Raw genomic sequence first — 26088 nt, 5'->3', positions numbered from 1 at the left:
CCGTCTCTTCCCTGCTGTCACGCAGGGTTATGCGTCGAACTCCCGCCGTCACCCGAAGGGGTAAGCAGTGCGCGGGCCAACGCGGCCTGGAGCGCCACGAGTCCACGCACCATGGGGACGGCGGTCGCCAGCAGCACGATGCCGACGCCCGTGTTGAACGCGATGTCGGCGGCCTCCGAGGAGATGCCGAACGCCAGGTCCAGCACGCCCGTTTCGCCCTCGTCGCGGGGCAGCGACCACGCCCACGTGCCGTACAGCAGCTCGCCGAGGCCGCCCACCGTCCAGGTCAGGGCGAGGCAGAACGTCGTCACCCGCAGCGGGAACGCGAGGAACGCGTGCAGCAGGTCCCGCCAGGACTGCGGATCGCCCAGCGCCCGCCACCACTGGCCCAGCGTGGCGCCCGGCCCGGCCACCCGGTAGTGCGGCGCGGGCATCGCGCGGCCCGTCGCCGTCTCCACCTGCCGCCGTTCCCCCGCCGCGAACCACCGCGCCACGCTTAGCGTCCAGGCCAGCACGGGCACCCCGATCACCAGGGCCAGACTGCCCAGGCCCACTGAGAACCCCGCGACGATGACCGTGTAGGCGGCGATGCCTACCGGCAATCCGGCGGTCAGATAGCGCAGTTCACGCCCGAATCGCTCGAAACGCCCGGAGCGCCGGGTCCGTGCGGGTGCACCGGCCGTCACCGCCGGCAGCGTCGTCATCTCGGTCATGGCCCTACTATCCCCGGTCCCGGGCCGGCGCCACAGCCGCCCAGAGCACCGGTCGGGGGTGTACCTGACACCACCCCCACGGGTCGTTTCAAATCACCCGGACGAGTGAGGCGTTGACGTCTCCACAAGCCAACACGCCTGTGGACAGCGACCGTTGCTCATCCATAAATGCCTGATCACCGGGGGTCTACCCCCTGTGCACAACCTGTGGATAACTTTGCGGGCCGCGGCGTTACGAATCAGCGGGCCGCAGCAGTGGCTCCAGCACCTCGGCGATCCCGTCGGCGTCGTTCCCCGCGGTCACCTCGTCGGCGACGGCCAGCAGATCCGGATGCGCCCCGCCCATGGCCACCCCGTGCGCGGCCCACTTGAGCATGGGTATGTCGTTGGGCATGTCACCGAACGCGATCGTCTCGCCGGCCGTCACCTTCAGGCGCCGCGCGGCCAGCGCCAGGCCGGTGGCCTTCGTCAGGCCCAGCGGCAGCACCTCGACCAGGTTCTCGCCGGAGACCACGACCTCCACCAGCTCGCCCACCAGCGACCGGGCCGCCGCCGCGAGCTCGTCGTCGGACAGGCCCGTGCGCTGGATGTAGAGCTTGATCAGCGGCTGTTCGAAGAGCGCGGTGCGGTCGGGCGCGTCCGTGGGATACGGGTTGTCCTCGCCGCGACCCCGGTACGCGTCGCCCACCGCCGCGCGGAAGCGCTCGTCCATCGCGATGTCGCCGTCCAGGCCGTCCCGGTTCGCCGCGAGGGCCAGCGGGCCGAGCTCCGCCTCCAGCCGCGCCACCACGCCCCGGGCCAGCGCCCGGTCCAGCGTCACGGAGGTCAGCAGCCGGTGCTCGCCCGCGTGATAGAGCTGCGCGCCCTGCCCGCAGACGGCGAGCCCCCGGTACCCCAGGTCGTCCAGAATGTGCCGCGTCCACGCCACGCTGCGGCCGGTCACCACGATGTGGTGCGCGCCCGCCGCCTGCGCGGCGGCGAGCGCGGCCCGGGTGCGCGGCGAGATCGTCTCGTCGCCGCGCAGCAGCGTGCCGTCCAGATCCGTGGCGACCAGCCGGTAGGGGAACCGGTGCGGCAGCGCGGGCGGCGCTATGCCGTCGCCGCTCACGCGGCGTTCACCGGCTCCAGAAAGTCCCGGCCGCCGAGGTAGGGGCGCAGCACCTCCGGCACGCGGACGGAGCCGTCCGCCTGCTGGTGGTTCTCCAGGAGGAGGACCATGGTGCGCTGCACCGCGCACAGGGTCCCGTTGAGCGTGGCCAGCGGCCGGACGCCCTTCTCCTTGTCCCGCATGCGGATCGACAGGCGCCGGGCCTGGAACTCCCCGCAGTTGGACGTGGAGGTCAGCTCGCGGTACCGGCCCTGGGTGGGCATCCACACCTCGCAGTCGTACTTGCGCGAGGCGGAGGCGCCCAGGTCGCCGCTGGCCACGTCGATCACGCGGAACGGCAGCTCCAGCGACGTGAGCCACTGCTTCTCCCAGCCGAGCAGCCGCTCCAGCTCGGCCTCGGCGTCCTCCGGCGCGACATAGGAGAACATCTCGACCTTGTCGAACTGGTGGACGCGGAAGATGCCCCGGGTGTCCTTGCCGTGCGAGCCGGCCTCGCGGCGGAAGCAGGGCGAGAACCCGGCGTAGCGCAGCGGCAGTTGGCCGCCGTCCAGGATCTCGTCCATGTGGTACCCGGCGAGCGGCACCTCCGAGGTGCCCACCAGGTAGTAGTCGTCCTTCTCCAGGTGGTAGACGTCCTGCGCGGCCTGGCCCAGGAAGCCGGTGCCCTCCATCGCCTGCGGCTTGACCAGCGCGGGCGTCATCATCGGGATGAAGCCGGCGGCCGTGGCCTGCGCGATCGCCGCGTTGACCAGGGCCAGCTCCAGCAGCGCGCCGACGCCCGTCAGATAGGCGAAGCGCGAGCCGGAGACCTTGGCGCCGCGCTCGGTGTCGATCGCGCCCAGCGCCTGGCCCAGCTCCAGATGGTCGCGCGGCTCGAAGCCCTCGGCCTCGAAGTCTCGGATGATCCCGTGCGTCTCGCGGACGGTGAAGTCCTCCTCGCCGCCGACCGGGACGTCCGGGTGCACCAGATTGCCCAGCTTCAGCAGCAGGGCCCCCGCCTCCGCGGCGGCCTCGTCGCGCTCGGCGTCGGCCGCCTTCACGGCGGCGGCCAGCTCGCCGGTGCGCTTCAGTAGCTCGGCCTTCTCCTCGCCGGTGGCGCGCGAGATCTGCTTCCCGAGCTGCTTCTGCTCGGCGCGCAGCGCGTCGAACCGGGAACCGGACGACCGGCGCGCCTCGTCGGCGGAGAGCAGGGCGTCGACGAGGCCGACGTCCTCTCCGCGGGCGCGCTGGGACGCGCGCACTCGGTCGGGGTCCTCACGAAGCAGGCGAAGGTCAATCACGGGGCCAGGCTACCGGGGTGGTGGACCGCCGTTGCATCGAAAAAGAACGCTGGGGTATTTAGCCCGTTTTGCCCGGAAAGGCACGTCGAGGGAAATCCACAGGTCAGGGGCGGTCTCCACAGAGTTATCCACAGGCCGCCGGGGGCCCTGTGGATGACGCAGTGGATTACCCGGCGGTCCTGTCATGCGGCGGAGAATTCCCCATTCGACCGCCGCCCACACTCACTTACGAGGGAATTTGCCTCACGCTCCCGAGTTACCCGCGGGAATTGAGATGACGAAAGGTGATCCATTCCTGCTTGGGTGTCTTCGGTGGGAGGTGGGGCATATGTCGATGTTGCCTCATTGGTCATGTCGACTTATGCACAGGCACACAGGGTGCTCTGTGGATAACTTTGCGGAGAGTCCACAGGTCGGGCCCTCAGCCGCGCAGCGGGCCCGTCCGGCCGTCCAGGCAGCGGGTCAGCCAGTCGGCCGCCAGCAGGAAATCCTCGTCCGCCGTGCCCGGCATCACCGACGGCTCCACATGGTCCGCCCGGGGATAGGACCCCAGGTACCGCACGTCCTGGCACAGCCGCTTCAGACCCATCAGCGCCTCCCCCACCCGGCGGTCGGAGATGTGCCCCTCGCAGTCCACCGAGAAGCTGTACTGGCCGATGCCCCGGCCGGTGGGCCGCGACTCGATGCGCATCAGGTTCACCCCACAGGTCGCGAACTCCTGGAGCACCTCCAGCAGCGCGCCCGGCCGGTCCATGCGCAGCCACAGCACCACCGACGTCTTGTCCGCGCCCGTCGGGGCGGCCGGCCGTGCCGGGCGGCCGACGAGCACGAAACGCGTGGTGGCGTTGTGCGCGTCGTGGATGTCGGTCACCAGCGGCTCCAGGCCGTAGGTCGGCGCCGCGAACTCGCCCGCGAACGCCGCGTCGAACCGCCCCTCCTGCACCAGCCGCGCACCGTCCGCGTTGGAGGCCGCCGACTCCCACTGCGCCTCCGGCAGGAAACGCTCCAGCCAGCCCCGCACCTGCGGCTGGGCCACCGGGTGGCCAGTCACCGTCTTGATGTTGTCGATCGTCGTGCCCGGTCGCACCAGCAGCGCGAACGCGATCGGCAGGTGCACCTCGCGGTAGATCATCAGCGGCTCGCCGGAGGCCAGTTCGTCCACGGTCGCCGAGACGCCGCCCTCCACCGAGTTCTCGATGGGGACCAGCGCGCCGCCCGCCTCGCCGTTGCGCACGGCGTCCAGGGCGGCGGGCACCGAGATCATCGGTACCAGCTCACGGGTGGCCGCCTCGGGCAGGGTGCGGAGCGCGGCTTCGGTGAAGGTGCCCTCGGGACCGAGATACGTATAACGGCTCGCTGCTGTCATGCCGTAACGGTAGCCCCGTCGCTGCGCGCCGTGCCCGCTGGTCTCAGTGTCCGAACGGCGCTTCTCCGCCCGCGCAGCGAAAGTGCGGCTTTGCCGGTCACGCGCGGCTGGGCGGCTGCGCGTGCGACGCTCACCCTTCGAGCAGGGCTTGACCGACGTACTCGCCCTCCCGCGCCCCACCCGGCACGGCGAACAGCGCGCTCGCCTCGTGGCGGATGAACTCCGACAGCGCGTCGCCCCGGTCGAGCTTCCGCTGCACGGGAACGAAGCCGCGCAGCGGGTCGGCCTGCCAGGCGATGAACAGCAGCCCGGCGTCCGGGGCGCCGTCGTCGCGGAAGCCGTCCGAGTAGGAGAACGGGCGCCGCAGCATCGCCGCGCCGCCGTTGCTCTCCGGCGCGGTGACCCGGACGTGGGCGTTGGCGGCGATGACGCCGGTGCCGTCCGGATGGGTGGCCGCGAGATCGACGGGGGTCGTCTCCTCGCCGCCGGTGAGCGGCGCGCCGTCGGACTTGCGGCGGCCGATGACCCGTTCCTGCTCGTCGAGGGAACGGTTCTCCCAGTCGTCCAGGAGCATCCGGATCCGGCGCACGACGGCGTAGGAGCCGCGCGCCATCCAGGCCGGCTCGCCGTTGGCGGGCACGAAGACGCGGGCCTCGAAGTCGTCGTCCTCCGGCCGGGGGTTGTTGGTGCCGTCGACCTGGCCCATCAGATTGCGCGCGGTCATCGGGCGGGCGGTCGCGCCCGGGCTGCGGTTGAAGCCGGTCATCTGCCAGCGCACGGCGGCCGTCTCGGCGGCGGCGCGCTGGAGCGTGCGCAGCGCGTGGAACGCGACGAGCGCGTCGTCGGCGCCGATCTGGATCCACAGGTCGCCGTTCGACCGGGCCGGGTCCAGCTCGTCGGCGGAGAACGCGGGCAGCGGCTCCAGCGCGGCGGGCCGGGCGGTGGTGAGGCCGGTGGCGTCGAAGAAGCTGTGGCCGAAGCCGAAGGTGACGGAGAGGGAGGCCGGCCCGGCGTCGTGGGAGACGCCGGTGTCCGTCTCGGGCCGGCCGCCGGCCATCAGCTCGGCGGCCAGCGTGGACCAGCGGCGCAGCAGCGCGGCGGCGGCGCGGCGGTCGGCCCCGGGCACGAGGTCGAACGCGGCGAGGTGGCCGTGCGCCTGCATCGGCGTGGTGATGCCCGGCTGGTGGTCGCCGTGGAAGGGGACGGCGGTGCTGCCGAGGGTGGTCAGGGCCGGGCCGGGGTCGTCGGTGGCGGCGGAGTGGGCGAGGGCGCCGGTGGTGGTGCCGACGGCCAGCCCGGCGGCGCCCGCCGTGCCGGCGGCGGTGAGCAGGCGGCGGCGGGAGAGGTGGGTGCGTTCAGTCATGGCTCGTTCAGTTCGATCGATGGGTCACTCGACGCGGAGGGTGGTGGTCTCGGTCACCTGGTCGATGTCCGAGGTGCGGATGGTGAGGGCCATCTCCCACTCGCCGGGGCGGGGGAGTTGGACGTCCGTGACGGTCCAGTGGCCGACGCCGACGTGCAGCGGTTCGTGGCGCAGCGGCCCCAGTTCCTCGGCGGGCAGGGTGAACGCGACGCGGATCTCGACGGCGCCGGTGGGCAGGCCCTCGGTGTCGAAGAGACGGATCTGAACGGTGTTGCTCCCGGTGCGGGCGGGTGTGACGTCCACCTCGGCGGTGCCCTGGCCCCACTCGCCGCCGGTGTCGAAGGGGATCGACAGGGTGCCCTGCGCGTTCCCCGAGATCTCCGGTCCGGCTGTGTCCTCGGTCGCGGCCGCCGGGGTCTCGCTGTCGGCGGTGCGGGCGGGTGTGGTGGCGGTGAGCGCGGTGGTGACGGCGAGGAGGACGGCGGCGATGGCCGTTTCGGTGAGGACCGAGCGGCGCAGGCCGGACCGCCGGGGGTCGGCGTCCCGGGCCTGGCGGCGGCGGGCCTCGGCGACGGCGGTGCGCTGGCGGGCGAGCTGCCGGGCGCGTTCGGGGTCGTCGGTCAGGGGCTCGGGCGCCGGATCCTCGGCCGTTTCCGTTTCCTTCGCGGGCTCGGGGTCGTCCGTGAGGAGCCCCGTCCAGCGGCGCGATATGCGGGCGGCCAGCAGGAGCGTGGCGACCAGCGCGACCTTGAGGAGGAGCAGCCGGCCGTAGTCGGTGCCGGTGAGGGCCGACCAGGAGAGGCCGACCTGCCGCCAGGACTGGTAGAGCCCGGTGGCGGCCAGCACCGTGACGGAGGTCAGGGCGACGGCGGAGAAGCGGCGGACGGCCTCACGCGGGAGCGCGGGCTCGGTGCGCAGCAGGACCAGCAGCGTGGTCAGGCCGCCCAGCCAGGCGGCGACGGCCAGCAGGTGGAGGATGTCGGCGGGGATGGCCAGGCCCGTCTGCCGCCCGGTGGCGGCGTGTTCGGACATGGACCAGGTGGCGGCGGTGCCGATGGCGAGGATCGTGCCGCCCAGGGCCAGGCCGAAGGCGAGGTCCTTGACGCGGCTCGCGGTGTCCTCGTCGAGGTCGGCCCCGGGGTCGCCTTCGGGGGTGGCGCGCAGCCGGGCGTAGGGGCCGAACAGCACGGCGATGAACAGCCCGGCGGCGGCGAGCAGCAGCAGCCGGGTGACCAGCGCGGTGCCGATCCTGGTGTCGATGACGTCGCCGAGGCCGTCGAGGTCGAGCGCGTCGGCCAGTTCGCCGGAGCCGGTGTAGGGGGTGCGCAGCAGCAACAGCGCGATGGTCGCGGCGGTGAGCGTCGTCCAGCCGGTGAGCGTGACGCGCTGGACCGCACGCCGCCCGGTGGCGTCCGGCCAGCAGCGCAGGGCGAACGCGGCCGAACCCGCGAGGAGGAGGAAGCCGGTGTAGGAGGCGTAGCGGGCGATGTCGTAGAGCAGGCCGACGGCGCCCTGGTCGCCGGTGTCGGTGGACACCTCCACGGTGGTCTCGGAGGGGGCGCCGATGGAGAACGTGAAGGCGCCCGCGACGGGGTGGCTGTCGGCCGAGACCGCCTGCCAGGCCACGGTGTAGGTGCCGTCGGCGAGGTCGGGCCGGAGGGTGAGGGAGTGCGTGTTGCCGCCCTCGTCGACGAGCTGCCCGGTGTCGGCGCGTTCGCCCCGCGGGTCGAGCACGCGGACAGCGTCGTCGGCCAGCGAGACCGACTCGGAGAACGTGAGGCTGACCTGGTCGGGCGCGGTGGCCACCACCTCCCCGTCCCCGGGGGTGCTGCCGGTGAGTTCGGCGTGTGCGGCGGCGGGCGACGCGGCCAGCAGCAGCGTGGCGAGCGCCGCGGCGACGAGCAGGAGCAGCGTGGCCGGCGAACGGGGGATGGTGGTCGTCATGGCTGCGGTGTCACTCCCCGGTGTGGGTGGCGGCTTCGACCGGCACGTCGAGGGTGATCGGGTCCGATGTCTCGAAGTGCAGTTGGAGGGAAACGGTCTCGCCTTCGGTGGGCTTGCGGGAGAGGTCGATGAGCATGAGGTGGGTGCCGCCGCGGCCGAGGCTGAGCTCGCCGCCGGCGGGGATGGGCAGGGACTCGACCTGGTGCATGGCGTTGTCCACGGTCTCGTGGAACTCGACGGTCCCGGTCAGGTCGCTGGTGACGGAGACGAGGGTGTCGTCGGCGTCGCCGGTGTTGGTGACGGTCAGGAAGCCGCCCGCCATGTCGGCGGTGACGGGCTCGGGGATGAAGGCGCCGCCGGCTTCGAGTTCGGGCTCGCCGCCGCCGTCGTCCCCGCAGCCGCCGAGGGCGAGGGCGAGTGCGGCGGCCACGGCCGGGATTCCCCGGCGGATCACGGCAGTTCCCCGGCGATCAGTCCGGGCAGATCCCGTTCGAAGGTCTGCGCGGTGACGCCCTCGGTGTAGACGACGTGGGCCTTGTCGTCGGTCGGCAGGAAGGCGAGGACCTGGGTGCCGTGGGTGGAGACGATGTCGCCGTTGTCGTCCTCGTAGGACGGCTCGATGGCCACGCCGAGGGCCAGGGCGGCCTCCTGGATGGTCTCGAAGTCGCCGGTCAGGCCGGTGAATTCGGGGTCGTGGTTGGCCAGCCAGGAGCCCAGCTCCTCGGGGGTGTCGCGCTCCGGGTCGGTGGTGACGAAGACGACGCGCAGATCGGCGCGCTGCTCCTCGGTGAGGCCGGCGGTGGCGACGGCGATGTTGCTCATGGTGAGCGGGCAGATGTCCGGGCAGTGGGTGTAGCCGAAGTACAGCAGCGTGGCGCGGCGGGCGGTCTCCTCGACGAAGTCGTAGGGCTCGCCGTTCGTGTCGGTGAGGAGCAGCTCGGGCTTGTCGAAGGGTTGGTCGAGGACGGTGCCCTCGTCCTCGGCCTGGGCGCCGGAGACCTCGGCGACGGGGTCGTCGCCGGTGTCGCCGGAGTCGTTCTCGCTGCCGCAGGCCGCGAGGGTGAGCGCGGTGGCGGCGGCGACGGCGGCGGTGCTGATCTTGCGCAGGTGCATGCGAAACGTTCCTGGTGTGCGTGAGTTCGAGAGGTGCCGCGGGGCGGGGTGTGGCCGCCCCGCGGCGCTGGGGGGCGGTCGGGTATCAGGCGTCCGAGGAGGGGGTGCGGCGGCGGCCGGCGAGGACGCCGAACGCGACGCCGGCCACGCCGACGGCGATGCCGACGCCCGCGAGGACGCGGGCGGTGGTGTCGGAGGCGTCCGAGTCGGCGTCGGCGGTGGTCTCACTGGCGGCGTTCTCGGTGGTCTCCGCCGTGGTGTCCGTTTCCTCGGTGTCGCCGGAGGCGGCGTCGTCACCGCCGTGGCCGCCGCCCTCCGCCGGGGCCAGGCTGAGCACGGCGGCCGGGTGTTCGGGCTCGGCCTCGCCCTCCACCGGCTCCTCGATCCAGCGGACGACCTCGTCGTTGTCGTACGTCTGGATCGCCTTGAAGAACAGCTGGTCGGTGTCCTCGGGCAGCGGCCCGACGGACAGCGGGAACTGCTGGAAGGTCCCTGGCGGAATCTCCCCGCCGGTCCAGCGGATGACGCTGGGGGCCTCGGTGATCTCGCTGCCGTGCACCTCGACGGGCTCCGCCAGCTCGGCGGTCTCGACCTCCACGTCCCAGCCGGGCACGGGCTGCGTCCGCACGGAGGCGATCGGGTGCTCGGGGTCGAGGTGGATCTCCAGGCCGATGGTCGAGGCGTTGTCGCGCTCGTTGGGCACCCTGACGTTGAGCGTGGTGTAGCCGCCCTGTTCCGCCTCGTTGGGGTCGACGGTGACGTGGGCGGCGGCCGGCCCGGCGAGCGTGAGAACGGCAGCGGCGGAGACGGCGGCGGACACGGCGAGACGCGTGCGATTCATGTGAGTGCACTCCACAGTTCGTTGTGGTGAGAAGAGGGGTGAACGAGCGCGCGGGAAGAGCGCACTCGTCGTTCCCGGGAGTGCGTTCAGGCCGCGAGGGTGAAGTGGTGCGCCGGGCGCGCGGGCGGCCCGCGCGGGGTCGTCGCGTTGGCGAGGACGATGCCGTGCGGGGCGGGGAGCGTGTGATGGCCCGTGTGCGCCGGGCGGTGCGCCCGCGCGGGCAGCGGAGCCGCGCCGCACAGCGTGCGCAGCAGCCGCAGCGCACGGCGCAGCGCCGGCAGGCAGGGCAGAAGGTCGGCGGTGAGGCGTGCGGAGAGCCGGATGAGCCGCCACAGCGCGGCCTCGCCACGGCGCAGCAGCCAGCCGGTGGCGAGGGCGGCGAGCAGGTGGCCCAGCAGCATCGGCGCGGAGGCGAGCGAGGCGAACGCGTCACCCAGGCACGGGGCCTCGGCCGCGTGCGGGGTGGTGCCCGGGCCCGGGTGGTGGAGCCCGGCGGCGTCGATGATCCGCAGCGCGCTGCCCTCGGTGAGCGTGAGCCCGTGGTCGTTGCACAGCAGCCGGCGGGCCAGCGCGATCGGGTCGGTCCCGTGCTGGCCGCTCCCGGCCGGGCCGGGCCGGTGCTGGCCCAGGCAGAAGAGCACGTGGAGCGCGAGCTGTCCGGCGGCGAGGGCGGCGGCGATGGCGGGTGCCGAGCGGCGTTCGCGCCCAGCCAGCGGCACGGCGGCGGCGAAGGCCACGGCCCAGCCGGCGGCCAGGGTCGCGGGCGGCAGCGTGCCGCTTCCGGAGCCGGTGGCGGCGAGGTGCCCGGTGGCGGCCAGCGCGGCGCAGGCCGCGGCGAAGACCGCGGCTCGCAGCAGTCGCAGATCGGCTCCGGCACGCATGGCCGGGTCATCATCTCATCGAAGGCATAGTGGGGGGACTCCTGGGCACCCGTTCGATAAGCGATTGGTGAGGTGTCCGGAAGCGATGACGTATCGGCTGGTATGTCCCGATACGTCCGCTGAATGGGGGAGCTTGGGCGTTCCGCGCTTACGGCGCGGACCGGTAGGCAATACCTACGGATATGTCGAGCCGCGGCCAGGAGGCTGGAACATGAGCATCTGGTGGTCTCTCCAACTGCGGCGCGAAGCGGCCAGCGTCCCGCTCGCGCGGCGGCTTCTGCTCGGCGCCATGGAGGCGGCGGGGGTGGACGCGGACATCTCCCACGAACTGTGTGTCGCCCTGTCCGAGGCCTGTTCCAACGCGGTCCGGCACGGCGGCGGCCACTCCGAGAACTACCAGGTCACCGCCTCCATCCACGGGGACGTGTGCCGCATCGAGGTCACCGACTCCGGGCCCGGCTTCCCGGCGGACGCCTTCCTCGCCCGGCCCGAGCCCCGCGAGCTCCAGCAGGACGGGCGCGGGATGCGGCTGATCGAGGCGCTGGCCGACCGGGTCCGGTTCGACAACCAGCCGGGCAGCGGCGGCGCGGTCGTGACGTTCGACAAGGTGCTGAAGTGGCGCGAGGGCGCCCTGCTGCGGGCGTCCTGACCTTTCGTTTCGACCGGCCGCCCGTTCACTCGGCGTGCGGGTAGACCACCACCGTGTTGCTCTCCTCGTCCAGGAAGAGCCCCATGCCGCCGAAGTCGTCGAAGGGGTAGACCGGGCCGTCGGCCAGCGACTCGTACTCACCGCTGGCGACCTCGACCGCGACCGGCTCCTCGGTGGTGGACCAGCCGTCGCTGACATGGGCCGTTCCCCAGGCGGTGCCCGTCGAGCTCACCGAGGTGAACGTGATCTCGTTCGTCTCCTCGGTCGGCAGGTAGCAGACGCCGGTGCCCTCCTGGAGGTCCAGGACGACCTGGTCGTTCACGAGGTAACGGGCGTCCCCGGAGAGCGCGGGCTCCCCGTCGCCGCCGCTGCCGCCCCAGCCGTCGTCCGGCTGGCAGGTGACGGTGGAGATCGTCTCGCCGGTGGCGGTGTCCAGCGCGACCCAGATGTCGGCGTCGTCGCCCTCCCGCTCCCACTGGGTGAGCAGCAGGTTGTCGCCGATGAAGATGCCGGTCGGGGACGAGTCGGAGCGGGCGTCGGCGGGCGTCAGGTCCCCGCTGGCCCAGCCGCCGGGGACCCAGAGGCCGTCGTAGGACCAACTGTCCGTCGCCAGCGGGCCGTTCGCGGTCATGGCGAAGATCTCGCCGCCGGGCGAGCAGTCCTTGCAGGAGGCGGGCGGGGCCAGGGTCTCGGGGTCGTGCTCGGCGGTCTCGCCGGTGGCCGGGTCCACGGAGACGACCTTGCCGTCGCCCAGCTCGACCAGCAGCGCGGTGCCGCCGTCGCTGACGCTGCCCTCGCCGGGCACGTCGACGTGCAGCGGCTCGACGGCGTCGCCGGAGGCGCCCTCGACGGCGAAGATGTCGATCGAGACGGTGTCGTCGCCCCGGTCGACGGCGTCCGCCCCGGCGGCGCCGGCCGACCAGGCCACCAGGTACTCCGCGCCGCCCGAGGTGAGCGTGAACGAGCCCAGCGAGCTCTCGCCGACGGCCGTCACGGGGGCGCTGGTCCACAGGGGCTCGCCGTTGGTCACGTCCCGCACGGTGAACGTTCCCTCGGCGATGCCGTCCCCGGTGAAGGTGGCGACGGCGCCGGAGCGGGGCAGGGCCAGTGTGGTGCCGATCCCGTCGGTCTGCCAGCCCCGGGAGGTGTCGTACGCGGCGGGCACGGTGAGCTGGAGGGCGGGCGGGGTGTCCTCCGGGGCGCCGTCGTCACCGCCGCCCGCGCCCTCCTCGGCTCCGCTGTCCTTGGTGTCCCCGCTCGTGCTGCCGCCGTCGCCGTCGTTGTCGTCACCGCCGCCGCCGCATGCCGCGAGCGCGCAGACGGCGACCGTTCCGACGAGTGCGTTCCGTACCTTTCGCGCGCTTCGCAGCCGCATGTTCGCGTCCCCCTGTCAGGCCTGTGTGTCCGGTCTCCCCGTGCCGTTACGCCGAGCACCGGATCATGCCACAGGGGGTGGTGGGCGGGGAGTGGGTCGGCGGTCCGGGGGGATATGGGCGTGAAGTGCCTTATGCGTTTTGTTAATACGGGCTGCGTAGAGGTATTGTCTTGCGATTTGTGCAATCTTTACCTCAGGCGCGCTACCGTTGCGGCTGGCGCGGGACGTTTTGTGTACGTCTCCATGGAGGTGGAAGTCATGGGTCAGATCGGGGCGCGAGAGCTTGTTCTCCTCCTCATCGTGGTGCTGCTGGTCTTCGGGGCCAAGCGGCTGCCCGACATCGCACGCTCGCTGGGGAAGTCGGCACGCATCCTCAAGAGCGAGACCGCGGCCATGAAGGCCGAGAACGCCTCCGCGGCGGCGGCTCCGCCCAAGGGCGAGGAGCCCGAGCCGCAGCAGCCGGTGACGGCCAAGACCATCCAGGCCGCCCCCGGCGACGTCACCAGCTCCCGGCCGGTGGACGAGCCGAAGCCGGCCACGCAGGCCTGACCCGCCTGCCGACGCCCCCGGTCCACCGCGACCGGGGGCGCTTTGGCCTGCCCGGACCACCGCGTGGTGAGGAGCCCGAACGATGACGACCAACGGCACACTCGACGGCGCGGTCGTGCTGATCACCGGCGTGATGGCGGCCGGCAAGTCCACGGTCGCCCAGGCGCTGGCCGCCCGGCTGCCGCGGGCCGCCCATGTGCGCGGCGACACGTTCCGCCGCATGATCGTCTCCGGGCGCGAGGAGATGCTGCCCGGGGCGCCCGCCGAGGCGGCGGCCGAGGCCGGGGCGCAGCTTCGGCTGCGGTACCGGCTCGCCGCGTCCGCCGCGGATCTGTACGCCTCGGCCGGGTCACCGCGGTCGTGCAGGACATCGTGCTGGAGGACGACCTGACCGCGTTCACCGGACTCGTGCGCACCCGGCCGCTGTACGTCGTCGTGCTCGCGCCGCGCCCCGAGGCCGTCGCCGCCCGGGAGGCGGGGCGGGAGAAGAACGGCTATGGGCCGTGGACCGTCGCCGCGCTCGACGAGTCGCTGCGCGCCCGGACGCCCCGCCTCGGGCTGTGGCTCGACACCTCGGAGTGGACGCCGGAGGAGACGGTGGACGCGATCCTCGCGGCGCTGCCCAAGGCGCTGGTCTGAGGGGTGAGTTGGCGTCCCCGGAGGTCCCCCCCGGAGGTCCCCTCGGAAGTTCTCCGAAGTCACTCGAAAAAAGTCTGCAACATCCCTTGAGCCCCGGCGCGTCGAGTGAAGTGAAGGGCGAGAGACGCGGGGGATCGCGGCTCGCCGAAGCGCCCTGCGGGGCGCGAGCCGACGAAGGGGATTGGCAATGACGAACGGGGACACCATGACGAAGCCGCGTGGGCGGCGCCGGGTGCTGCTGGCCGCGGCGATCGCGACGGCCGCCGCCGCGACGATGGCCGCCGCGGCACCGACTCAGGCCGCCGTCGGGCAGACGCCGGGGACCGTGGGTGAGGCACCGGCCGCTGAGGTGCCGGTGACCGCCCAGGAGACGATCGACGCGCTGACCGCCCAGCTCCCGGCGGACCTGGCGATCACCGGGTCCGACGGGGAGGGACTGGAGACCACCGACGCGCCGTACGCCTATCTGACGGCGGATGACGGCGCGGGCGAAGTCTCGCTCTCCCTGGACGTGTACCGCTGGGCGACCGAGGACTGGCACGACATCGCGGGCTGCCAGGGCTGGGGCGAGCCGACGGAGGGCTTCACCTGCGAGGACACCGTCCTGCCCGACGGGTCGATCCTCTCCCTGGTGACGACCGAGGACGCGTACGCGGGCTCGGACGAGGAGGGCGACGAGCCCTACCACGACATCACCTGGCAGGCGTGGCTGGAGAGCCCGGGCGGCTCCGGGCTGGAGCAGCCCGGTGGGCGCGCGGTCGTGCTGTCGGAGAGCAAGGACCTGCTGGGCCTTGAGGACCCGGCCTCCTACGCGCCGCCGCTGGACCTCGACCAGCTCGCCGAGGTCGTGCAGAGCCCGCTGTGGCAGGACGTGCTCGACGAGGCGGACGCGCAGTACGGTCCGCCGGACGACGGCGACCTGCCGGTCAGCGACATTCCGTCCGCCGATCTGCGGGCCGTCTTCCGTGAGTTGGCTCCGGAGGGCCTGGAGATCACCGACGGCACGGACGAGGACCCCGGTTACGCCACCCTCCAGGTGGACGACGGCGAGGGCCCGGGCCTGGTGGAGATCACCGCCTGGGAGGCCACCGAGGGCACCGAGGAAGAGGGCATGGCGTCGGAGGACTCCGAGCTGGTGGCCTCCTACGAGGAGCTTGAGCTGGTGACCGAGGACGAGCTCGTCGCCGAGGAGGCCGAGGCCGAGGCGTCCGAGCCGACCTGCGAGGACACCACCCTGCCGGACGGCACCACCGTCAGCGCCTGCGAGTGGCCGGCCGGTGAGGACGACCCGTACGTGCTCAACTGGGTCGACGTCGTCTACCCGGACGGCTCCTCGCTGAGCGTCTCCGCGGTCAACTCGCCGGACTGGGAGACCGAGCCGGTCCGCGCCGACGCGCCGCTGAGCGTCGAGGAGCTGACGGAGATCGCCACCGCTGACCAGTGGCGGGCTCTGTTCGCCGCCTGATCCAGTCTCCCGGCGGTGCCGTCACGGGGCGGCACCGCCGGGTGCAACATATCGGCGGGCCCGGCGCGTCGAGATAAGTGCACGGACGCCGAGAAACACCAGGGGGGCAGATGAGGCGGCGCGATCAGGACGCGTACCGCGAGTTCGCAGTCAGCAGGAGCCCGGCGCTCTACCGCTCGGCGTGCCTGCTCACGGGCGGGGACACCCATCTCGCCGAGGATCTCGTGCAGGAGACGCTCGGCCGCATGTACACCGTGTGGCACCGGCGCCGCTGCATCGACAACCCGGATGCCTACGCGCGGACCGTGCTCGTCCGCGCCTATCTCACCTACCGACGGCGGCGCAGCAGCACCGAGCGCCCCGCCGATCAGCTTCCCGAACTACCCGTGGAGATGGGTGACTCGTCGCTGCGGATCACCCTCCTCCAGGCGCTCGACGGCCTGCCGCCCAAGGACCGCACCGTGCTGGTGCTCCGGTACTGGGAGGACCTGAGCGTCGAGCAGACCGCGGACGCGATGCGTGTCAGCTCCAACGCCGTCCGCACCCGGACCAGCCGCGCGCTGGCCAAGCTCCGTACCCGGCTGGGGAACGCGGGCTTCGCCGAACTCACCGCCGCATAGGGCCCGGTGGAAGGGATACCAGCCATGACCACGAACGACATGAACGACAGAAACGGTTACGGGTACGGGGACGTCGAGCCCGACTACGAGCGGGAGCTCGGCGCGATGCTGCGGCAGGCCGGCACCGCGTTCCACACCGACACCGAGGCGCTGGTCGCGGGGGGACTGCGGCGCGGCAGGGCCCGGCTGTGGCGGCGCCGGGTCGGCGCGGTGGCCGGCGCCGCCACCGCCGTGGCGGCGATCGGGGTGGCCGCCGTGCAGTTGCCGGGCGGGGGCGGAGACGACGGCGGACCTCCCGCGATCGCGGACACGCCGGAGCTGACCGACGAGGACATGATCGACGCTTTGACCGGCCTGCTCCCGTCCGAGTGGGAGATCAGTGAGCCCTACGTGGACGGGCCCGAGGTCAGCGGCGACCCGATCGTGTCCGTGACGGCCGACGACGGCTCCGGCCCGTTCGAGGTGACCGTGTCGCTGACGCGTTACGGGGGCGAGGACTGGCGTGAGATGGCCGGCTGTGTGGGGATCCCCGGCTGCCAGGAGCGGGAGCAGCCGGACGGTCTGAGGTTCTCCACCCTCACCGAGACGTATCCCGTGGGCGACGCCCCCGATCTGGGCGGCGGCACCAGCGGCACCGAGGAGGAGCCGTTCCACTCCTGGGAGGTCTGGCTGGAGGGCCCCGGCACCTGGAGCGCCGAGGCGCCGGGCATGTGGCAGGTGTCCGTGATGGTGAGCCGCGACGGCCGCGACGGCACCCCTCCGCCGCTGGACTGGTCCGAGCTCGGCGACATCGCGTACGCCCAGGTCTGGCAGGACGCGTTCGAGGCGGCCACCGCGGAGCACGGCCCGCCGCCGGAGGACGGCGGCATCACCGGCGACTGGGCGGAGGACTACAGCGACATACCCTCCGCAGACCTGGTCGCGGTCCTTCGGGACCTGGTCCCGGAGGGCCAGACGGTCACCCAGGTCGGCGACACCGAGGAGCCGGGAGCGGCCTACACGGAGCTCGACGACGGCGCGGGCCCGGTGGCGATGGACATCACCGCCTACGCCGCCTACGACATGATGCCCGACGACGACACCGCCGTCTTCGAGTCGCTGGGGCCGGAGTGCGTGGTGACCGGGGCCGACGGCGGCGTGGCGGTCGAGACCTGCTCATATCCGCCGGACGAGGCCAGCTCGTGGGGCCTGTGGACGGTGACCGCCGTCTGGCCGGACGGCACCGCTCTCAGCCTCTCCCAGCAGAACACCAACCACGAGGACACCGTGCCGACGCGCGAGGGCACCCCGCTGAGCGTGGACCAGCTCCGGGACATAGCCACGGATCCCGCCTGGGCCGAGCTGCTCGCCGGGAGGTGAGCAGGTCAACTCTCCCGTGTCCGCCCGCCGTTCCGACGGGTGGACACGGGGGAGACGCCCGGGGCGTGCGTGGTGCATGATGAGCGCGCTCACCATCCGCGTACGGGCACACGGAAGGCACCTGACATGATCCGCTCTCCTCGCCGACTGGCGACGGCGCTGCTCTGCCTCGGGCTGCTGACGGCCTGCGGTTCGGACTCCGACGAGGGCGACGCGGACGGCGGTTCCACTCCGCCGGACGCCGAGGAGCAGCCCACCACCGAGACCCCCGCCGAGGAGGTGCCGGCCGGCCCCTCGGGCGCGGAGGTCACGGACGTCACCGAGGCCACGATCCACACCAGCGAGGGCGACATCACGGTCACGCTGTTCCCGGAGTCCGCGCCGCTGACCGTGACGAACTTCGTGGGCCTGGCCGACGGCTCCCTCCAGTGGACCGGCCAGGAGGACGGCGAGCCGCTGTACGACGGCACGATCTTCCACCGCGTGATCGACGGCTTCATGATTCAGGGCGGCGACCCGGAGGGCACTGGCATGGGCGGCCCGGGCTACCAGTTCGAGGACGAGATCGACCCCGAGCTGACCTTCGACGACCCCTACCTGCTGGCCATGGCCAACTCCGGGCCGAGCACCAACGGTTCGCAGTTCTTCATCACCGTCGCGCCGACCACCCACCTCAACGGGATGCACACCATCTTCGGCGAGGTCGCCGACGACGAGAGCCGCGCCGTCGTGGACGCGATCGCCACCACCGAGACCGACCCCAACGACCGTCCCGTCGAGGACGTCGTCATCGAGTCCGTGACCGTGGAGTAGCGCCCGCTCCCACCCCGTCCGCCACAGCCACCACATCCACGCATTCCCCGGCGTCGTCGCACGGCGCCGGGGTCTTCTTCGCCTCGGCCGCCGCCTCCTGCCGGTCCCGGATGCCCTCGATCCGCTGCTTGTGCTCCTTGCCCCAGGCGCCGAGCGGGCCGAGCGCGCGGTTGAGCGACACGCCGAACTCCGTGAGCGAGTACTCCACGCGCGGCGGCACCTCCCGGAACACCTCGCGGTGCACGATCTCGTCCGCCTCCAACTCCCGCAACTGCTGGATCAGCACCTTCTCGCTGACCCCGGGAATCGAGCGCCGCAGCTCCCCGAAGCGCCGCTCCCCGTCGTGCAGCGCCCAGAGAATCAGCACCTTCCACTTCCCGCCGACGACGTCGATGGCCGCGTCAATTCCGCAGCTATAGGGCCGTTGTGGCATGGTGACCGCCCCTTCCCCCATTACTGACCCATAAGTTGGTACCTGACAAATTAGTCGGTACTTGTCGAGCGTACAGCGCTGAGTAAGTCTTGCGGTGGCGCGGGCCCGCGTTCCCCTCGTTCAACCACCTCAGCGACACGTATGTCTCGGGAGACCCTCAGATGACCGACCGCACGCCCGCCGCGCCCGCCGTCACCCTGCTCGGGCTCGGCGCCATGGGCACCGCGCTGGCCGACGCACTGCTGTCCGGCGGCCACGATGTCACCGTCTGGAACCGCACCGCCGCCCGCGCCGAGCCGCTGGCCGCCCGGGGCGCCCGCACCGCCGGCCTCGAAGAGGCCATCACCGCCAGCCCGTTGGTGATCGCCTGCCTGCTGGACCACGCCTCCGTCCATGAAACGCTCGACCCCGTCGCCGCCTCGCTCACCGGCCGCACCCTGGTCAACCTGACCAACGGCACCCCCGAGCAGGGCCGCGAACTCGCCGCCTGGGCCGAGAAGCACGGTATCGCCTTCCTCGACGGCGGCATCATGGCCACCCCGCCGATGATCGGCCACCCCGGCGCGAGCATCCTCTACAGCGGCGCGCGGGAGGCGTTCGACACCCACCAGGCCACCCTCGAACGGTTCGGCGTCGCCGACTTCCTGGGCACCGATCCCGGGCTGGCCGCGCTCGTCGACCTGGCGCTGCTCAGCGGCATGTACGGGCTGTTCGGCGGCGCCCTGCAAGCTCTCGCGCTCACCGGCTCCGAGGGCATCAGCGCCACCGAGTTCACCACCACCCGGCTGCTGCCCTGGCTGAACGCCATGCTGACCAGCCTGCCCGAGATCGCCCGCCAGACCGAGGAGGGCGCTCCCGGCGACGCCGCCAACTCCAACCTGGCGATGCAGGCCGCCGCCTACGTCAACATCCTCGACGCCAGCGAGGCCCAGGGCATCCGCCCCGATCTGATGGTCCCGATGGGCGAGTTGCTGCACCGCGCCGTCGCGGCCGGCCAGGGCGGCAAGGACGCCGCCGCCATGGTGACCCTGCTCGCCAAGGAGGCATGAAATGGCATCCGTCGCCGTCCTCGGGCTCGGTGCCATGGGCACCGCGCTCGCCGGGGCGTTCCTCACGGCCGGCCACGATGTCACCGTCTGGAACCGCACCGCCGCCCGCGCCGAGCCGCTGGCCGCGCGCGGCGCCCGCGTCGCGGCCACCCCCGAAGAGGCCGTCACCGCCGCCCCGTTGACCGTCATCTGCGTCGTCGACGACACGGCGGCCCGCCAGGTGCTCGACCCGCTCGCCACCACGTTGGCCGGCCGCACCCTGGTCAACCTGACCAACGGCACCCCCGAGCAGGGCCGCGAACTCGCCGCCTGGGCCGAGAAGCACGGCATCGCCTTCCTCGACGGCGCCGTCATGGTGCCCGTCCCCGTCGTCGGCACCCCCGACGCGCTGATCCTCACCAGCGGCCCGCCCAAGACGTTCGAGGCACACCGCGACACCCTCGCCGCACTCGGCGGCAAGGTCCGCCACCTGGGCACCGACCCCGGCCTGGCCGCCGCCCACGACCTCGCCATGCTCGACGCCTTCTTCACCGGAGCGGCCGGCCTCGTGCACGCCTTCGCCCTGGCCGGCGCGGAGGGCATCTCCCCCGAGGACTTCCTGTCCTACGCCACCGAGGTCGCCACCCTGCTGCCCGCCATCGCCGCCGGCTTCGCCTCGGCCATCGGCACCGGCGAGCACCTCGGTGCGGCGGGCAACCTCCGCATGGACGCGGCCGCGATCCGGCACATCGCCGAGGTCAGCCGCGCCCACGGCCTGGACACCAGCGCCCTGGACTCCGTCCTGGCGCTGGTGGACCGGACCGTCGCCGCCGGCCATGGGGAGGACAGCTTCAGCAGCGTCATCGAGCTGATCCGGCCGCCGGCCCCATCAGCCGCACCAGCAGATCGTCCAGACTGATCAGCCCGGTCACCCGGCCGTCCGCCCCCCGCACCACCGCCAGGGACGCCCGGCGCTGCCGGAGCTGCTCCACCGCGTGCGCCACCGTGTCGTCCGCGGTCAGCTCCGGCACCGGGCGCGCCAGCTCCCGGGCCGTCACCCGGCGGCCCCGGGCGCGGGCCACCATGGCGTCCCGGGCGTGCACCGAACCGACCACGCGCGGCCCGTCGCGCACCAGCAGCCGCGTGTGGTCGCTGGCCGCCGCGGTGGCCAGGATCTGTTCCGTGCCCGCGTCCCCGCCCACTGCGATGATCTGCTCGGCCGGCACCACGATCGCGCCGACCGGCGCCTGCGGCTCGGTGAGCGACCGCGTGATCAGCCCCGAGTCCGTCTCGCTGATCAGCCCGAGCCGCTGCGACTCGGCGACCAGGTGGGCCAGTTGCTCACGGTCGTGCACCGGTGTCAGCTCCTCCCGGGGCGTCACCCGGCACAGCCGCACCAGCGCGTTGCTGATCCCGTTCAGCCAGCGGATCAACGGGCGCACCACCCGCACCAGGGCGCGGAACGGCGGCGCCAGCAGCATCGCCGAACGCTCCGGGTGCGAGATCGCCCACGACTTCGGCGCCATCTCGCCCACCACCATGTGCAGGAAGACGACGACCGTCATCGCCACCACGAACGCGATGCCATAGCTCAGCCCTCCGGGCAGCCCCGCCTCGTGCAGCAGCGGATCCACCTGGTGCGCTATCGCGGGCTCCGAGATGCTGCCCAGGCCCAGCGTGCAGGCGGTGATGCCCAGTTGGGACCCGGCCAGCATCAGCGACAGCTCGTGCATGCCCGCCAGCGCCGCCCGCGCGCCGCGCGCGCCCTCGGTCCGCGCCTGCTCCAGCCGGTGGTGCTTCGCCGCCACCAGCGCGAACTCGGCGGCCACGAAGAACCCGCTGCCGATGAGCAGCGCCACGGTGACCAGGATCGCCGGCCCCGGGCTCACCGCGCCGCCTCCCCGGACCCGGCGGCCCGCGCGCCGGTCATGAGGGCTGCCCCTCGCGCTGGCGGACGGATCCCCGCCCGGGCCGTTCGGCGACGCGGGTCCGTTCGGCACGCTCCAGCCGGATCCGGGCCGGCACCCGCCGGTCCAGCGACAGCACCTCCAGCTTGGCCAGCGCCTGATCGGCCAGCTCCACCACGATCACATCCCCGGCCTGTGGGAACCGCCCGCAGCGGTCGATCACCAGCCCGGCCACCGTCTCGAACGCGTCGTCCTCCGGCAGCGGCACCCCGGTCGCCTCCGCCACCTCGTCCACCCGCCGCCCGGCGTCCACCAGCCAGCCGCTGCCGTCCGGCACGGCCAGCTCCTCCACCTGATCGCTCTCGTCGGCGATTTCGCCGACCAACTCCTCGGCGATGTCCTCCAGCGTCACGATCCCGGCCACCCCGCCGTACTCGTCCAGCACCACCGCGAACTCCTCGTCCGCGGCCTGCATCTGCTCCACCGCGCCCGGCAGCGGCAGCGTGTCCGGCAGCAGCAGCGCCCGCCGCGCCAGCGCGCCCGCCGTGCGCCGCGCGATCCGCTCCGGCGACATCCGCATCAACTCGCGCACCCCGACGACCCCGACGATGTCGTCGATCCGCTCGCCCACCACCAGATAGTGCGAGTGCCCGTGCGCGCCGATGAGATCGACGACCTCGGCGGCCGGCGCCGTGGCCCGCACCGAGTTCACCTCGACGCGCGGCACCATCACCCCGGCGAGGATCCGTTCGGAGAACTCCAGCGCGTGATCGAGCAGTTCGGCCGTCGCGTGCGGCAGCCGCCCCTGCTCGTGCGAGGCGCCGATGAGATGCCCCAGCTCCTCCAGCGTCGCCCCGTGGTGCAACTCCTCGACCGGCTCGATGCCCACCCGGCGCAGCAGCCGGTTCGCCGAGGCGTCGAAGATCCGGATCAGCGGCCCGGCGGCCCGCAGATACAGCAGCGTTGAGGCGGCCAGGCCCTTGGCCAGCCGCTCGGGCACGGCCAGCGCCAGATTCTTCGGGCCAAGCTCGCCCAGCACCATCTGAATCCCCGTGGCCAGCGCGAACGCCACCACCAGCGCCACGCCCGACACCGCCGCGTCCGGCACCCCGGCCGCGCCGAGCGCCGGGTCCAGCAGCGCGGCCAGCGCCGGCTCGGCCAGGAAGCCGACGACCAGGCCCGTGACGGTGATGCCCAGTTGGGCGCCGGAGAGCATGAACGACAGCCGCTCCTGCACCTTCAGGGCGCGGGCGGCCCGCCTGTCGCCCGCCGCCGCGTCCCGCCGCAGGGCCAGCCGGTCGGCGGCCACATAGGCGAACTCCTGGGCGACGAAATAGCCTGTGCCGGCGGTCAGGACGAGCACGGCGAGCAGGCCGAGAGCGGCACTCAACGGACACCACCCCGCCCGGTGCCGCGGCACGCAGGATGCTGGCGAGGTGGTCCGGGACTATGCCCGTCAGGATCCGTCGACTGGTCGGACACACGGTCCCCTTCCGGCAGAAGTTGCCTCAAACAACGCGGTTGCGCACATCCGCGTGCCCAGGCTGTACCCGGATTCGCCCCCTTGACACCTGCCCGTCAGCGCCGCGTCCCGCCACTCACCCGCGCAGGCGCGCCATCCACTCCTCGACGTCGTCGGCGGTGCGCGGCAGGGCGGCCGACAGGTTCCGGTTGCCGTCCTCGGTGACCAGGATGTCGTCCTCGATCCGCACCCCGATGCCGCGGTACTCCTCCGGCACCGTCAGGTCGTCGGGCTGGAAGTACAGCCCCGGCTCCACCGTCAGGCACATGCCCGGCTCCAGCGTTCCCTCGACATACGTCTCGCGGCGCGCCACGGCGCAGTCGTGCACGTCCATGCCGAGCATGTGGCCGGTGCCGTGCAGCGTCCAGCGGCGCTGGAGACCCAGCTCCAGAACGCGTTCCACCGGCCCCTCCAGCAGGCCCCACTCGACCAGCCGCTCGGTCAGCACGCGCTGCGCCGCCTCGTGGAAGTCGCGGTACTTCGCGCCCGGCCGGACGGCCGCGATCCCGGCCTCCTGCGCCTCGTACACGGCGTCGTAGACACGGCGCTGAAGCGCGTCGAACCGGCCGTTGATCGGCAGCGTGCGGGTGACATCCGCCGTGTAGAGCTCGGTGGTCTCCACCCCGGCGTCCAGCAGGAGCAGGTCGCCCGCGCGGACCGGGCCGTCGTTGCGCACCCAGTGCAGGGTGGTGGCGTGCGGGCCGGCGGCGCAGATCGAGCCGTAGCCGACGTCGTTGCCTTCGACGCGGGCGCGCAGGAAGAACGTTCCCTCGATGTAGCGCTCGGAGGTGGCCTGCGCCTTGTCCAGCACCCGCACGACGTCCTCGAAGCCGCGCGCGGTCGACTCGCAGGCGCGGGTCAGCTCGGCGATCTCGAACTCGTCCTTGATCAGCCGCATTTCGGACAGGAATACGCGCAGCTCAGCGTCCCGTTCCGCGGTGATCTTGTCGGTCAGCGCCTCCTCGACCGTCGCGTCGTGGCCGCGCACCACGCGCACCGGGCCGGTGGCCTGCCGGAGCACGTCGGTCACCGTGCGGACGTCCTTGACCGGGAGGCCGTAGAGCTGCTCGGCCTCGGTCAGGCTGTTGCGCCGGCCGACCCACAGCTCGCCCTGGCCGCTCAGCCAGAACTCGCCGTTCTCCCGGTCGGAGCGCGGCAGCAGGTAGAGCGCGGCGTCGTGGCCGGTGTCGCCCGTGGGCTCCAGGACGAGGACGCCGTCCTCGGTCTGGTCGCCGGTCAGGTAGGCGTACTCGACGGAGGCGCGGAACGGGTACTCGGTGTCGTTCGACCGGGTCTTGAGCCGGCCGGCCGGCACGACGATGCGCTCGCCGGGGAAACGGGCGGACAGCTCGGCGCGGCGGCGGGCGGTGTGATCGGCCTGCGGAATGGGCGACAGGTCGCGCCGTTCGGTGTCCGCCCAGCCCTGCTTCATGTTCTCCGCGAGCTCGTCGGAGACCTGGCGCGTCACGCCGTTCTTGCGCTCCTCGCTCTGCTTCTCGGCGGCTTCCTGCTCCTGCGCCTGCTGCTCGTCGGCCACGACGCGCCTCCTCGCTTCCGGGTTCGCTCCATCGTAGGTCGGGCGGAACGCCGGGCGACAGCGCCCGCGGTCACCCGAAACGCGCGGCGAGGAGAACGACGTCCTCGGTGTTGTCGGCGCTGCCGGGCCCGTCGAGGTCGGGCAGCAGCGCGGCCAGGATGTGGTCCGCGAGGGCGCCGGGGTCGGCGCGGGCGGCGGCGCCGGCGGAGGCGGCGGCGGCCTGGAGGCGGGCGAAGGCGCGGTCGAGCGGTTCGCCGGTGCGGTGCAACAGGCCGTCGCTGTAGAGCAGGACCGTTTCTCCCTCGGCCACGCTGAGGTGCACACTCGGCGCCTCCCAGCAGGCCAGCATGTTGAGCGGCGCGGACAGGGTGGTCTCGGCGAAGACGGCGCGGCCGGCGCCGACGACCAGCGGCGGCGGGTGTCCGGCGGAGGCGAGGACGATGCGGCGGGCGGCGGGCTCGGCGTAGCCGAACAGCGCGGTGGCCGACCGGCCCGGCTCGGTCAGCCGCAGCAGCAGCTCCAGGTCGGACAGCACCGCGACCGGGTCCTCGCCCTCCATCACGGCGTACGCGCGCAGGCCCGCGCGCAGCCGGCCCATGGCGGCCAGCGCGGTGGGCCCGGTGCCGGTGGTGCCTCCGACGGCCAGGCCGAGGGCGGCGTCCGGCAGGGCGAGCGCGTCGTAGAAGTCGCCGCCGCCGCGCGGCCCGCTGCGGTGGCGCACCGCGAGCGAGACGCCGGGCAGCCGCGGCAGCCGGGTGGGCAGCAGCCCCTCGTGGACGGATCGGACGGTGGCGCGGGCGCGGCACAACTCCAGCCGGTTGGCGATGTGCTGGCCGGCGCCGCGCAGATAGTGCGCGAGGAGCCGCCGCTGGCGGTGGTCGGGCTGGCCCGGCTGGTCGTACAGCCAGACCGCACAGCCGAGGTGGCCGGGTGCCTCGGCGGTGAGCGGCACGGCGTAGCTGGCGGCGAAGCCGAGCTTCGCCGCGACCTCGCGGTGCCGGGGGTCGGCCGTCTCGCGGGCGATGTCGCGGTGCACGATCTCGGTGGGGCGGCCGGCCGCGTCCGGCGGGAGTTCGAAGCCGCGCGGCACGGTCTCCAGGTGGCCGAGGTCGGCGTGGCAGAGGCCGAGCCCGGCGAGCCGTTCCGGGCCGAGGCCGTCGGCGGGGCGGAGGGAGACCAGCCCCCGGCGGGCGCCGATGAGCCCGGCGCCGGCCCGGAGCGTTTCGTTCAGCGCGTCGGCGAGCGTGCGGGCGCGGGCCAGGCGTTCGGTGAGGGCGTGCAGCGTGGTGAGGTCGGAGATCCAGGAGGCGAGCCGGTCGTGGACGCCGCCCGGGCGCGTGGGGGAGATGTCGTCGCCGGGCGGGGAAGTCTGCGGCACGGTGGGCAGGGTGTGGTGGATTCCAGCCACTTTCGATGGGGGTGAGGTACTCATGTGCGAGGCGAACCCCCATGTGATGTGCGTCGCTATGGGACTTTCCGCGGGAACGGGTGGAGCGGACGGCTGTCCAGTATTGTCCTGCCGTGTTGGATGATGCCCAGGTAGCGGGCGGGTTCCGGGTCCGACAGGCCGGGCCGGGACGAGT

The 26088-nt window shown here is 72.9% G+C and carries 24 protein-coding genes and 1 pseudogene; 9 read left to right on the top strand and 16 right to left on the bottom strand.

The features are described from left to right. Positions 1-17 precede the first annotated feature (17 nt). The 10 genes from RM590_RS05400 to RM590_RS05355 form a co-directional block, all read right to left on the bottom strand. On the bottom strand, positions 18-713 hold the full coding sequence (locus tag RM590_RS05400; RefSeq protein WP_311703196.1) for a sensor domain-containing protein: 696 nt from the start codon (positions 711-713) through the stop codon (positions 18-20). Between the two features lie 232 nt (positions 714-945). Continuing rightward, on the bottom strand, positions 946-1821 hold the full coding sequence (locus RM590_RS05395) for an HAD family hydrolase (RefSeq protein ID WP_311703195.1): 876 nt from the start codon (positions 1819-1821) through the stop codon (positions 946-948). Continuing rightward, a complete protein-coding gene (gene serS, locus RM590_RS05390; protein ID WP_311703194.1) occupies positions 1818-3101 on the bottom strand; it encodes a serine--tRNA ligase in 1284 nt (427 codons plus the stop codon). The genes RM590_RS05395 and serS overlap by 4 nt, the downstream gene beginning before the upstream one ends. Before the next feature lie 421 nt (positions 3102-3522). Next, the gene (gene pheA / locus RM590_RS05385) at positions 3523-4467 is read right to left on the bottom strand and encodes a prephenate dehydratase (RefSeq protein ID WP_311703193.1); all 945 of its coding nucleotides are present in this window, start codon (positions 4465-4467) and stop codon (positions 3523-3525) included. A 130-nt stretch (positions 4468-4597) separates the two neighbouring features. After that, positions 4598-5830 (bottom strand): iron uptake transporter deferrochelatase/peroxidase subunit, encoded by a 1233-nt coding sequence (gene efeB / locus RM590_RS05380; RefSeq protein WP_311703192.1) that lies wholly within the window; start codon positions 5828-5830, stop codon positions 4598-4600. 24 nt (positions 5831-5854) lie between these two features. Further along, complete coding sequence (locus RM590_RS05375) at positions 5855-7774, bottom strand: copper resistance CopC/CopD family protein (protein WP_311703191.1); 1920 nt, start codon at positions 7772-7774, stop codon at positions 5855-5857. Positions 7775-7784: 10 nt separating this feature from the next. Beyond that, entirely contained in the window at positions 7785-8228 is a 444-nt protein-coding gene (locus tag RM590_RS05370; protein ID WP_311703190.1) for a copper chaperone PCu(A)C, read from the bottom strand. Continuing rightward, a complete protein-coding gene (locus RM590_RS05365) occupies positions 8225-8887 on the bottom strand; it encodes an SCO family protein (RefSeq protein ID WP_311703189.1) in 663 nt (220 codons plus the stop codon). The genes RM590_RS05370 and RM590_RS05365 overlap by 4 nt, the downstream gene beginning before the upstream one ends. A gap of 85 nt (positions 8888-8972) precedes the next feature. Next, complete coding sequence (locus tag RM590_RS05360) at positions 8973-9728, bottom strand: YcnI family copper-binding membrane protein (RefSeq protein ID WP_311703188.1); 756 nt, start codon at positions 9726-9728, stop codon at positions 8973-8975. 86 nt (positions 9729-9814) lie between these two features. Continuing rightward, positions 9815-10609, bottom strand: a complete 795-nt coding sequence (locus RM590_RS05355) for a hypothetical protein (protein ID WP_311703187.1) — start codon at positions 10607-10609, stop codon at positions 9815-9817. 211 nt (positions 10610-10820) lie between these two features. Between RM590_RS05355 and RM590_RS05350 the strand changes: the two genes are divergently transcribed. Then, positions 10821-11258 (top strand): ATP-binding protein, encoded by a 438-nt coding sequence (locus RM590_RS05350; RefSeq protein WP_311703186.1) that lies wholly within the window; start codon positions 10821-10823, stop codon positions 11256-11258. A gap of 25 nt (positions 11259-11283) precedes the next feature. Here RM590_RS05350 and RM590_RS05345 read toward each other — a convergent pair whose 3' ends face one another. Continuing rightward, entirely contained in the window at positions 11284-12633 is a 1350-nt protein-coding gene (locus RM590_RS05345) for a hypothetical protein (protein WP_311703185.1), read from the bottom strand. A gap of 258 nt (positions 12634-12891) precedes the next feature. Between RM590_RS05345 and tatA the strand changes: the two genes are divergently transcribed. From tatA to RM590_RS05315, 6 genes and pseudogenes are all read left to right on the top strand, one after another. After that, complete coding sequence (gene tatA, locus RM590_RS05340; RefSeq protein WP_311703184.1) at positions 12892-13182, top strand: Sec-independent protein translocase subunit TatA; 291 nt, start codon at positions 12892-12894, stop codon at positions 13180-13182. An 82-nt stretch (positions 13183-13264) separates the two neighbouring features. Then, positions 13265-13821: pseudogene (locus RM590_RS05335) on the top strand (AAA family ATPase). A 205-nt stretch (positions 13822-14026) separates the two neighbouring features. Beyond that, positions 14027-15286, top strand: a complete 1260-nt coding sequence (locus RM590_RS05330) for a hypothetical protein (protein ID WP_311703183.1) — start codon at positions 14027-14029, stop codon at positions 15284-15286. A 110-nt stretch (positions 15287-15396) separates the two neighbouring features. After that, a complete protein-coding gene (locus RM590_RS05325; RefSeq protein ID WP_311703182.1) occupies positions 15397-15906 on the top strand; it encodes a SigE family RNA polymerase sigma factor in 510 nt (169 codons plus the stop codon). 24 nt (positions 15907-15930) lie between these two features. Next, positions 15931-17265 carry a hypothetical protein gene (locus RM590_RS05320; RefSeq protein WP_311703181.1) on the top strand — a complete coding sequence of 445 codons (1335 nt, stop codon included), beginning with the start codon at positions 15931-15933 and terminating at the stop codon, positions 17263-17265. A gap of 279 nt (positions 17266-17544) precedes the next feature. Continuing rightward, positions 17545-18078 (top strand): peptidylprolyl isomerase, encoded by a 534-nt coding sequence (locus RM590_RS05315; RefSeq protein WP_311703412.1) that lies wholly within the window; start codon positions 17545-17547, stop codon positions 18076-18078. On the opposite strand, the gene RM590_RS05310 is transcribed toward RM590_RS05315, so the two are convergent. Beyond that, positions 18053-18532 carry a winged helix-turn-helix transcriptional regulator gene (locus tag RM590_RS05310; protein WP_311703180.1) on the bottom strand — a complete coding sequence of 160 codons (480 nt, stop codon included), beginning with the start codon at positions 18530-18532 and terminating at the stop codon, positions 18053-18055. The genes RM590_RS05315 and RM590_RS05310 overlap by 26 nt on opposite strands. Positions 18533-18672: 140 nt before the next feature. Here RM590_RS05310 and RM590_RS05305 point away from each other — a divergent pair, with 140 nt between their 5' ends. Continuing rightward, positions 18673-19560: an NAD(P)-dependent oxidoreductase gene (locus tag RM590_RS05305; RefSeq protein ID WP_311703179.1), complete on the top strand. Its 888-nt coding sequence runs from the start codon at positions 18673-18675 to the stop codon at positions 19558-19560. A 1-nt stretch (position 19561) separates the two neighbouring features. Beyond that, positions 19562-20458 (top strand): NAD(P)-dependent oxidoreductase, encoded by an 897-nt coding sequence (locus tag RM590_RS05300; RefSeq protein ID WP_311703178.1) that lies wholly within the window; start codon positions 19562-19564, stop codon positions 20456-20458. On the opposite strand, the gene RM590_RS05295 is transcribed toward RM590_RS05300, so the two are convergent. From RM590_RS05295 to RM590_RS05280, 4 genes are all read right to left on the bottom strand, one after another. Then, a complete protein-coding gene (locus tag RM590_RS05295) occupies positions 20400-21428 on the bottom strand; it encodes a hemolysin family protein (protein WP_311703177.1) in 1029 nt (342 codons plus the stop codon). The genes RM590_RS05300 and RM590_RS05295 overlap by 59 nt on opposite strands. Before the next feature lie 37 nt (positions 21429-21465). Further along, complete coding sequence (locus RM590_RS05290) at positions 21466-22836, bottom strand: hemolysin family protein (protein WP_311703176.1); 1371 nt, start codon at positions 22834-22836, stop codon at positions 21466-21468. 208 nt (positions 22837-23044) lie between these two features. Next, positions 23045-24505, bottom strand: coding sequence for an aminopeptidase P family protein (locus RM590_RS05285; RefSeq protein WP_311703175.1), 1461 nt, complete (start codon positions 24503-24505; stop codon positions 23045-23047). Between the two features lie 70 nt (positions 24506-24575). Then, positions 24576-25937, bottom strand: coding sequence for a PP2C family protein-serine/threonine phosphatase (locus tag RM590_RS05280; protein ID WP_311703174.1), 1362 nt, complete (start codon positions 25935-25937; stop codon positions 24576-24578). Positions 25938-26088 lie beyond the last annotated feature (151 nt).

The sequence above is a fragment of the Streptomyces litchfieldiae genome (assembly GCF_031845365.1).
GTDB classification, from domain to species: Bacteria; Actinomycetota; Actinomycetes; order Streptomycetales; family Streptomycetaceae; genus Streptomyces; species Streptomyces litchfieldiae.
This window is presented reverse-complemented; position numbering and strand designations above follow the sequence as displayed.

Bases quoted from the DNA above. Each gene is read 5' to 3' on its own strand.
- RM590_RS05400 (WP_311703196.1), bottom strand. From the start codon at position 713: ATGACCGAGATGACGACGCTGCCGGCGGTGACGGCCGGTGCACCCGCA.
- pheA (WP_311703193.1), bottom strand. From the start codon at position 4,467: ATGACAGCAGCGAGCCGTTATACGTATCTCGGTCCCGAGGGCACCTTC.
- efeB (WP_311703192.1), bottom strand. From the start codon at position 5,830: ATGACTGAACGCACCCACCTCTCCCGCCGCCGCCTGCTCACCGCCGCC.
- RM590_RS05375 (WP_311703191.1), bottom strand. From the start codon at position 7,774: ATGACGACCACCATCCCCCGTTCGCCGGCCACGCTGCTCCTGCTCGTC.
- RM590_RS05365 (WP_311703189.1), bottom strand. From the start codon at position 8,887: ATGCACCTGCGCAAGATCAGCACCGCCGCCGTCGCCGCCGCCACCGCG.
- RM590_RS05360 (WP_311703188.1), bottom strand. From the start codon at position 9,728: ATGAATCGCACGCGTCTCGCCGTGTCCGCCGCCGTCTCCGCCGCTGCC.
- RM590_RS05355 (WP_311703187.1), bottom strand. From the start codon at position 10,609: ATGCGTGCCGGAGCCGATCTGCGACTGCTGCGAGCCGCGGTCTTCGCC.
- RM590_RS05350 (WP_311703186.1), top strand. From the start codon at position 10,821: ATGAGCATCTGGTGGTCTCTCCAACTGCGGCGCGAAGCGGCCAGCGTC.
- RM590_RS05345 (WP_311703185.1), bottom strand. From the start codon at position 12,633: ATGCGGCTGCGAAGCGCGCGAAAGGTACGGAACGCACTCGTCGGAACG.
- tatA (WP_311703184.1), top strand. From the start codon at position 12,892: ATGGGTCAGATCGGGGCGCGAGAGCTTGTTCTCCTCCTCATCGTGGTG.
- RM590_RS05330 (WP_311703183.1), top strand. From the start codon at position 14,027: ATGACGAAGCCGCGTGGGCGGCGCCGGGTGCTGCTGGCCGCGGCGATC.
- RM590_RS05325 (WP_311703182.1), top strand. From the start codon at position 15,397: ATGAGGCGGCGCGATCAGGACGCGTACCGCGAGTTCGCAGTCAGCAGG.
- RM590_RS05320 (WP_311703181.1), top strand. From the start codon at position 15,931: ATGACCACGAACGACATGAACGACAGAAACGGTTACGGGTACGGGGAC.
- RM590_RS05310 (WP_311703180.1), bottom strand. From the start codon at position 18,532: ATGGGGGAAGGGGCGGTCACCATGCCACAACGGCCCTATAGCTGCGGA.
- RM590_RS05305 (WP_311703179.1), top strand. From the start codon at position 18,673: ATGACCGACCGCACGCCCGCCGCGCCCGCCGTCACCCTGCTCGGGCTC.
- RM590_RS05300 (WP_311703178.1), top strand. From the start codon at position 19,562: ATGGCATCCGTCGCCGTCCTCGGGCTCGGTGCCATGGGCACCGCGCTC.
- RM590_RS05280 (WP_311703174.1), bottom strand. From the start codon at position 25,937: ATGAGTACCTCACCCCCATCGAAAGTGGCTGGAATCCACCACACCCTG.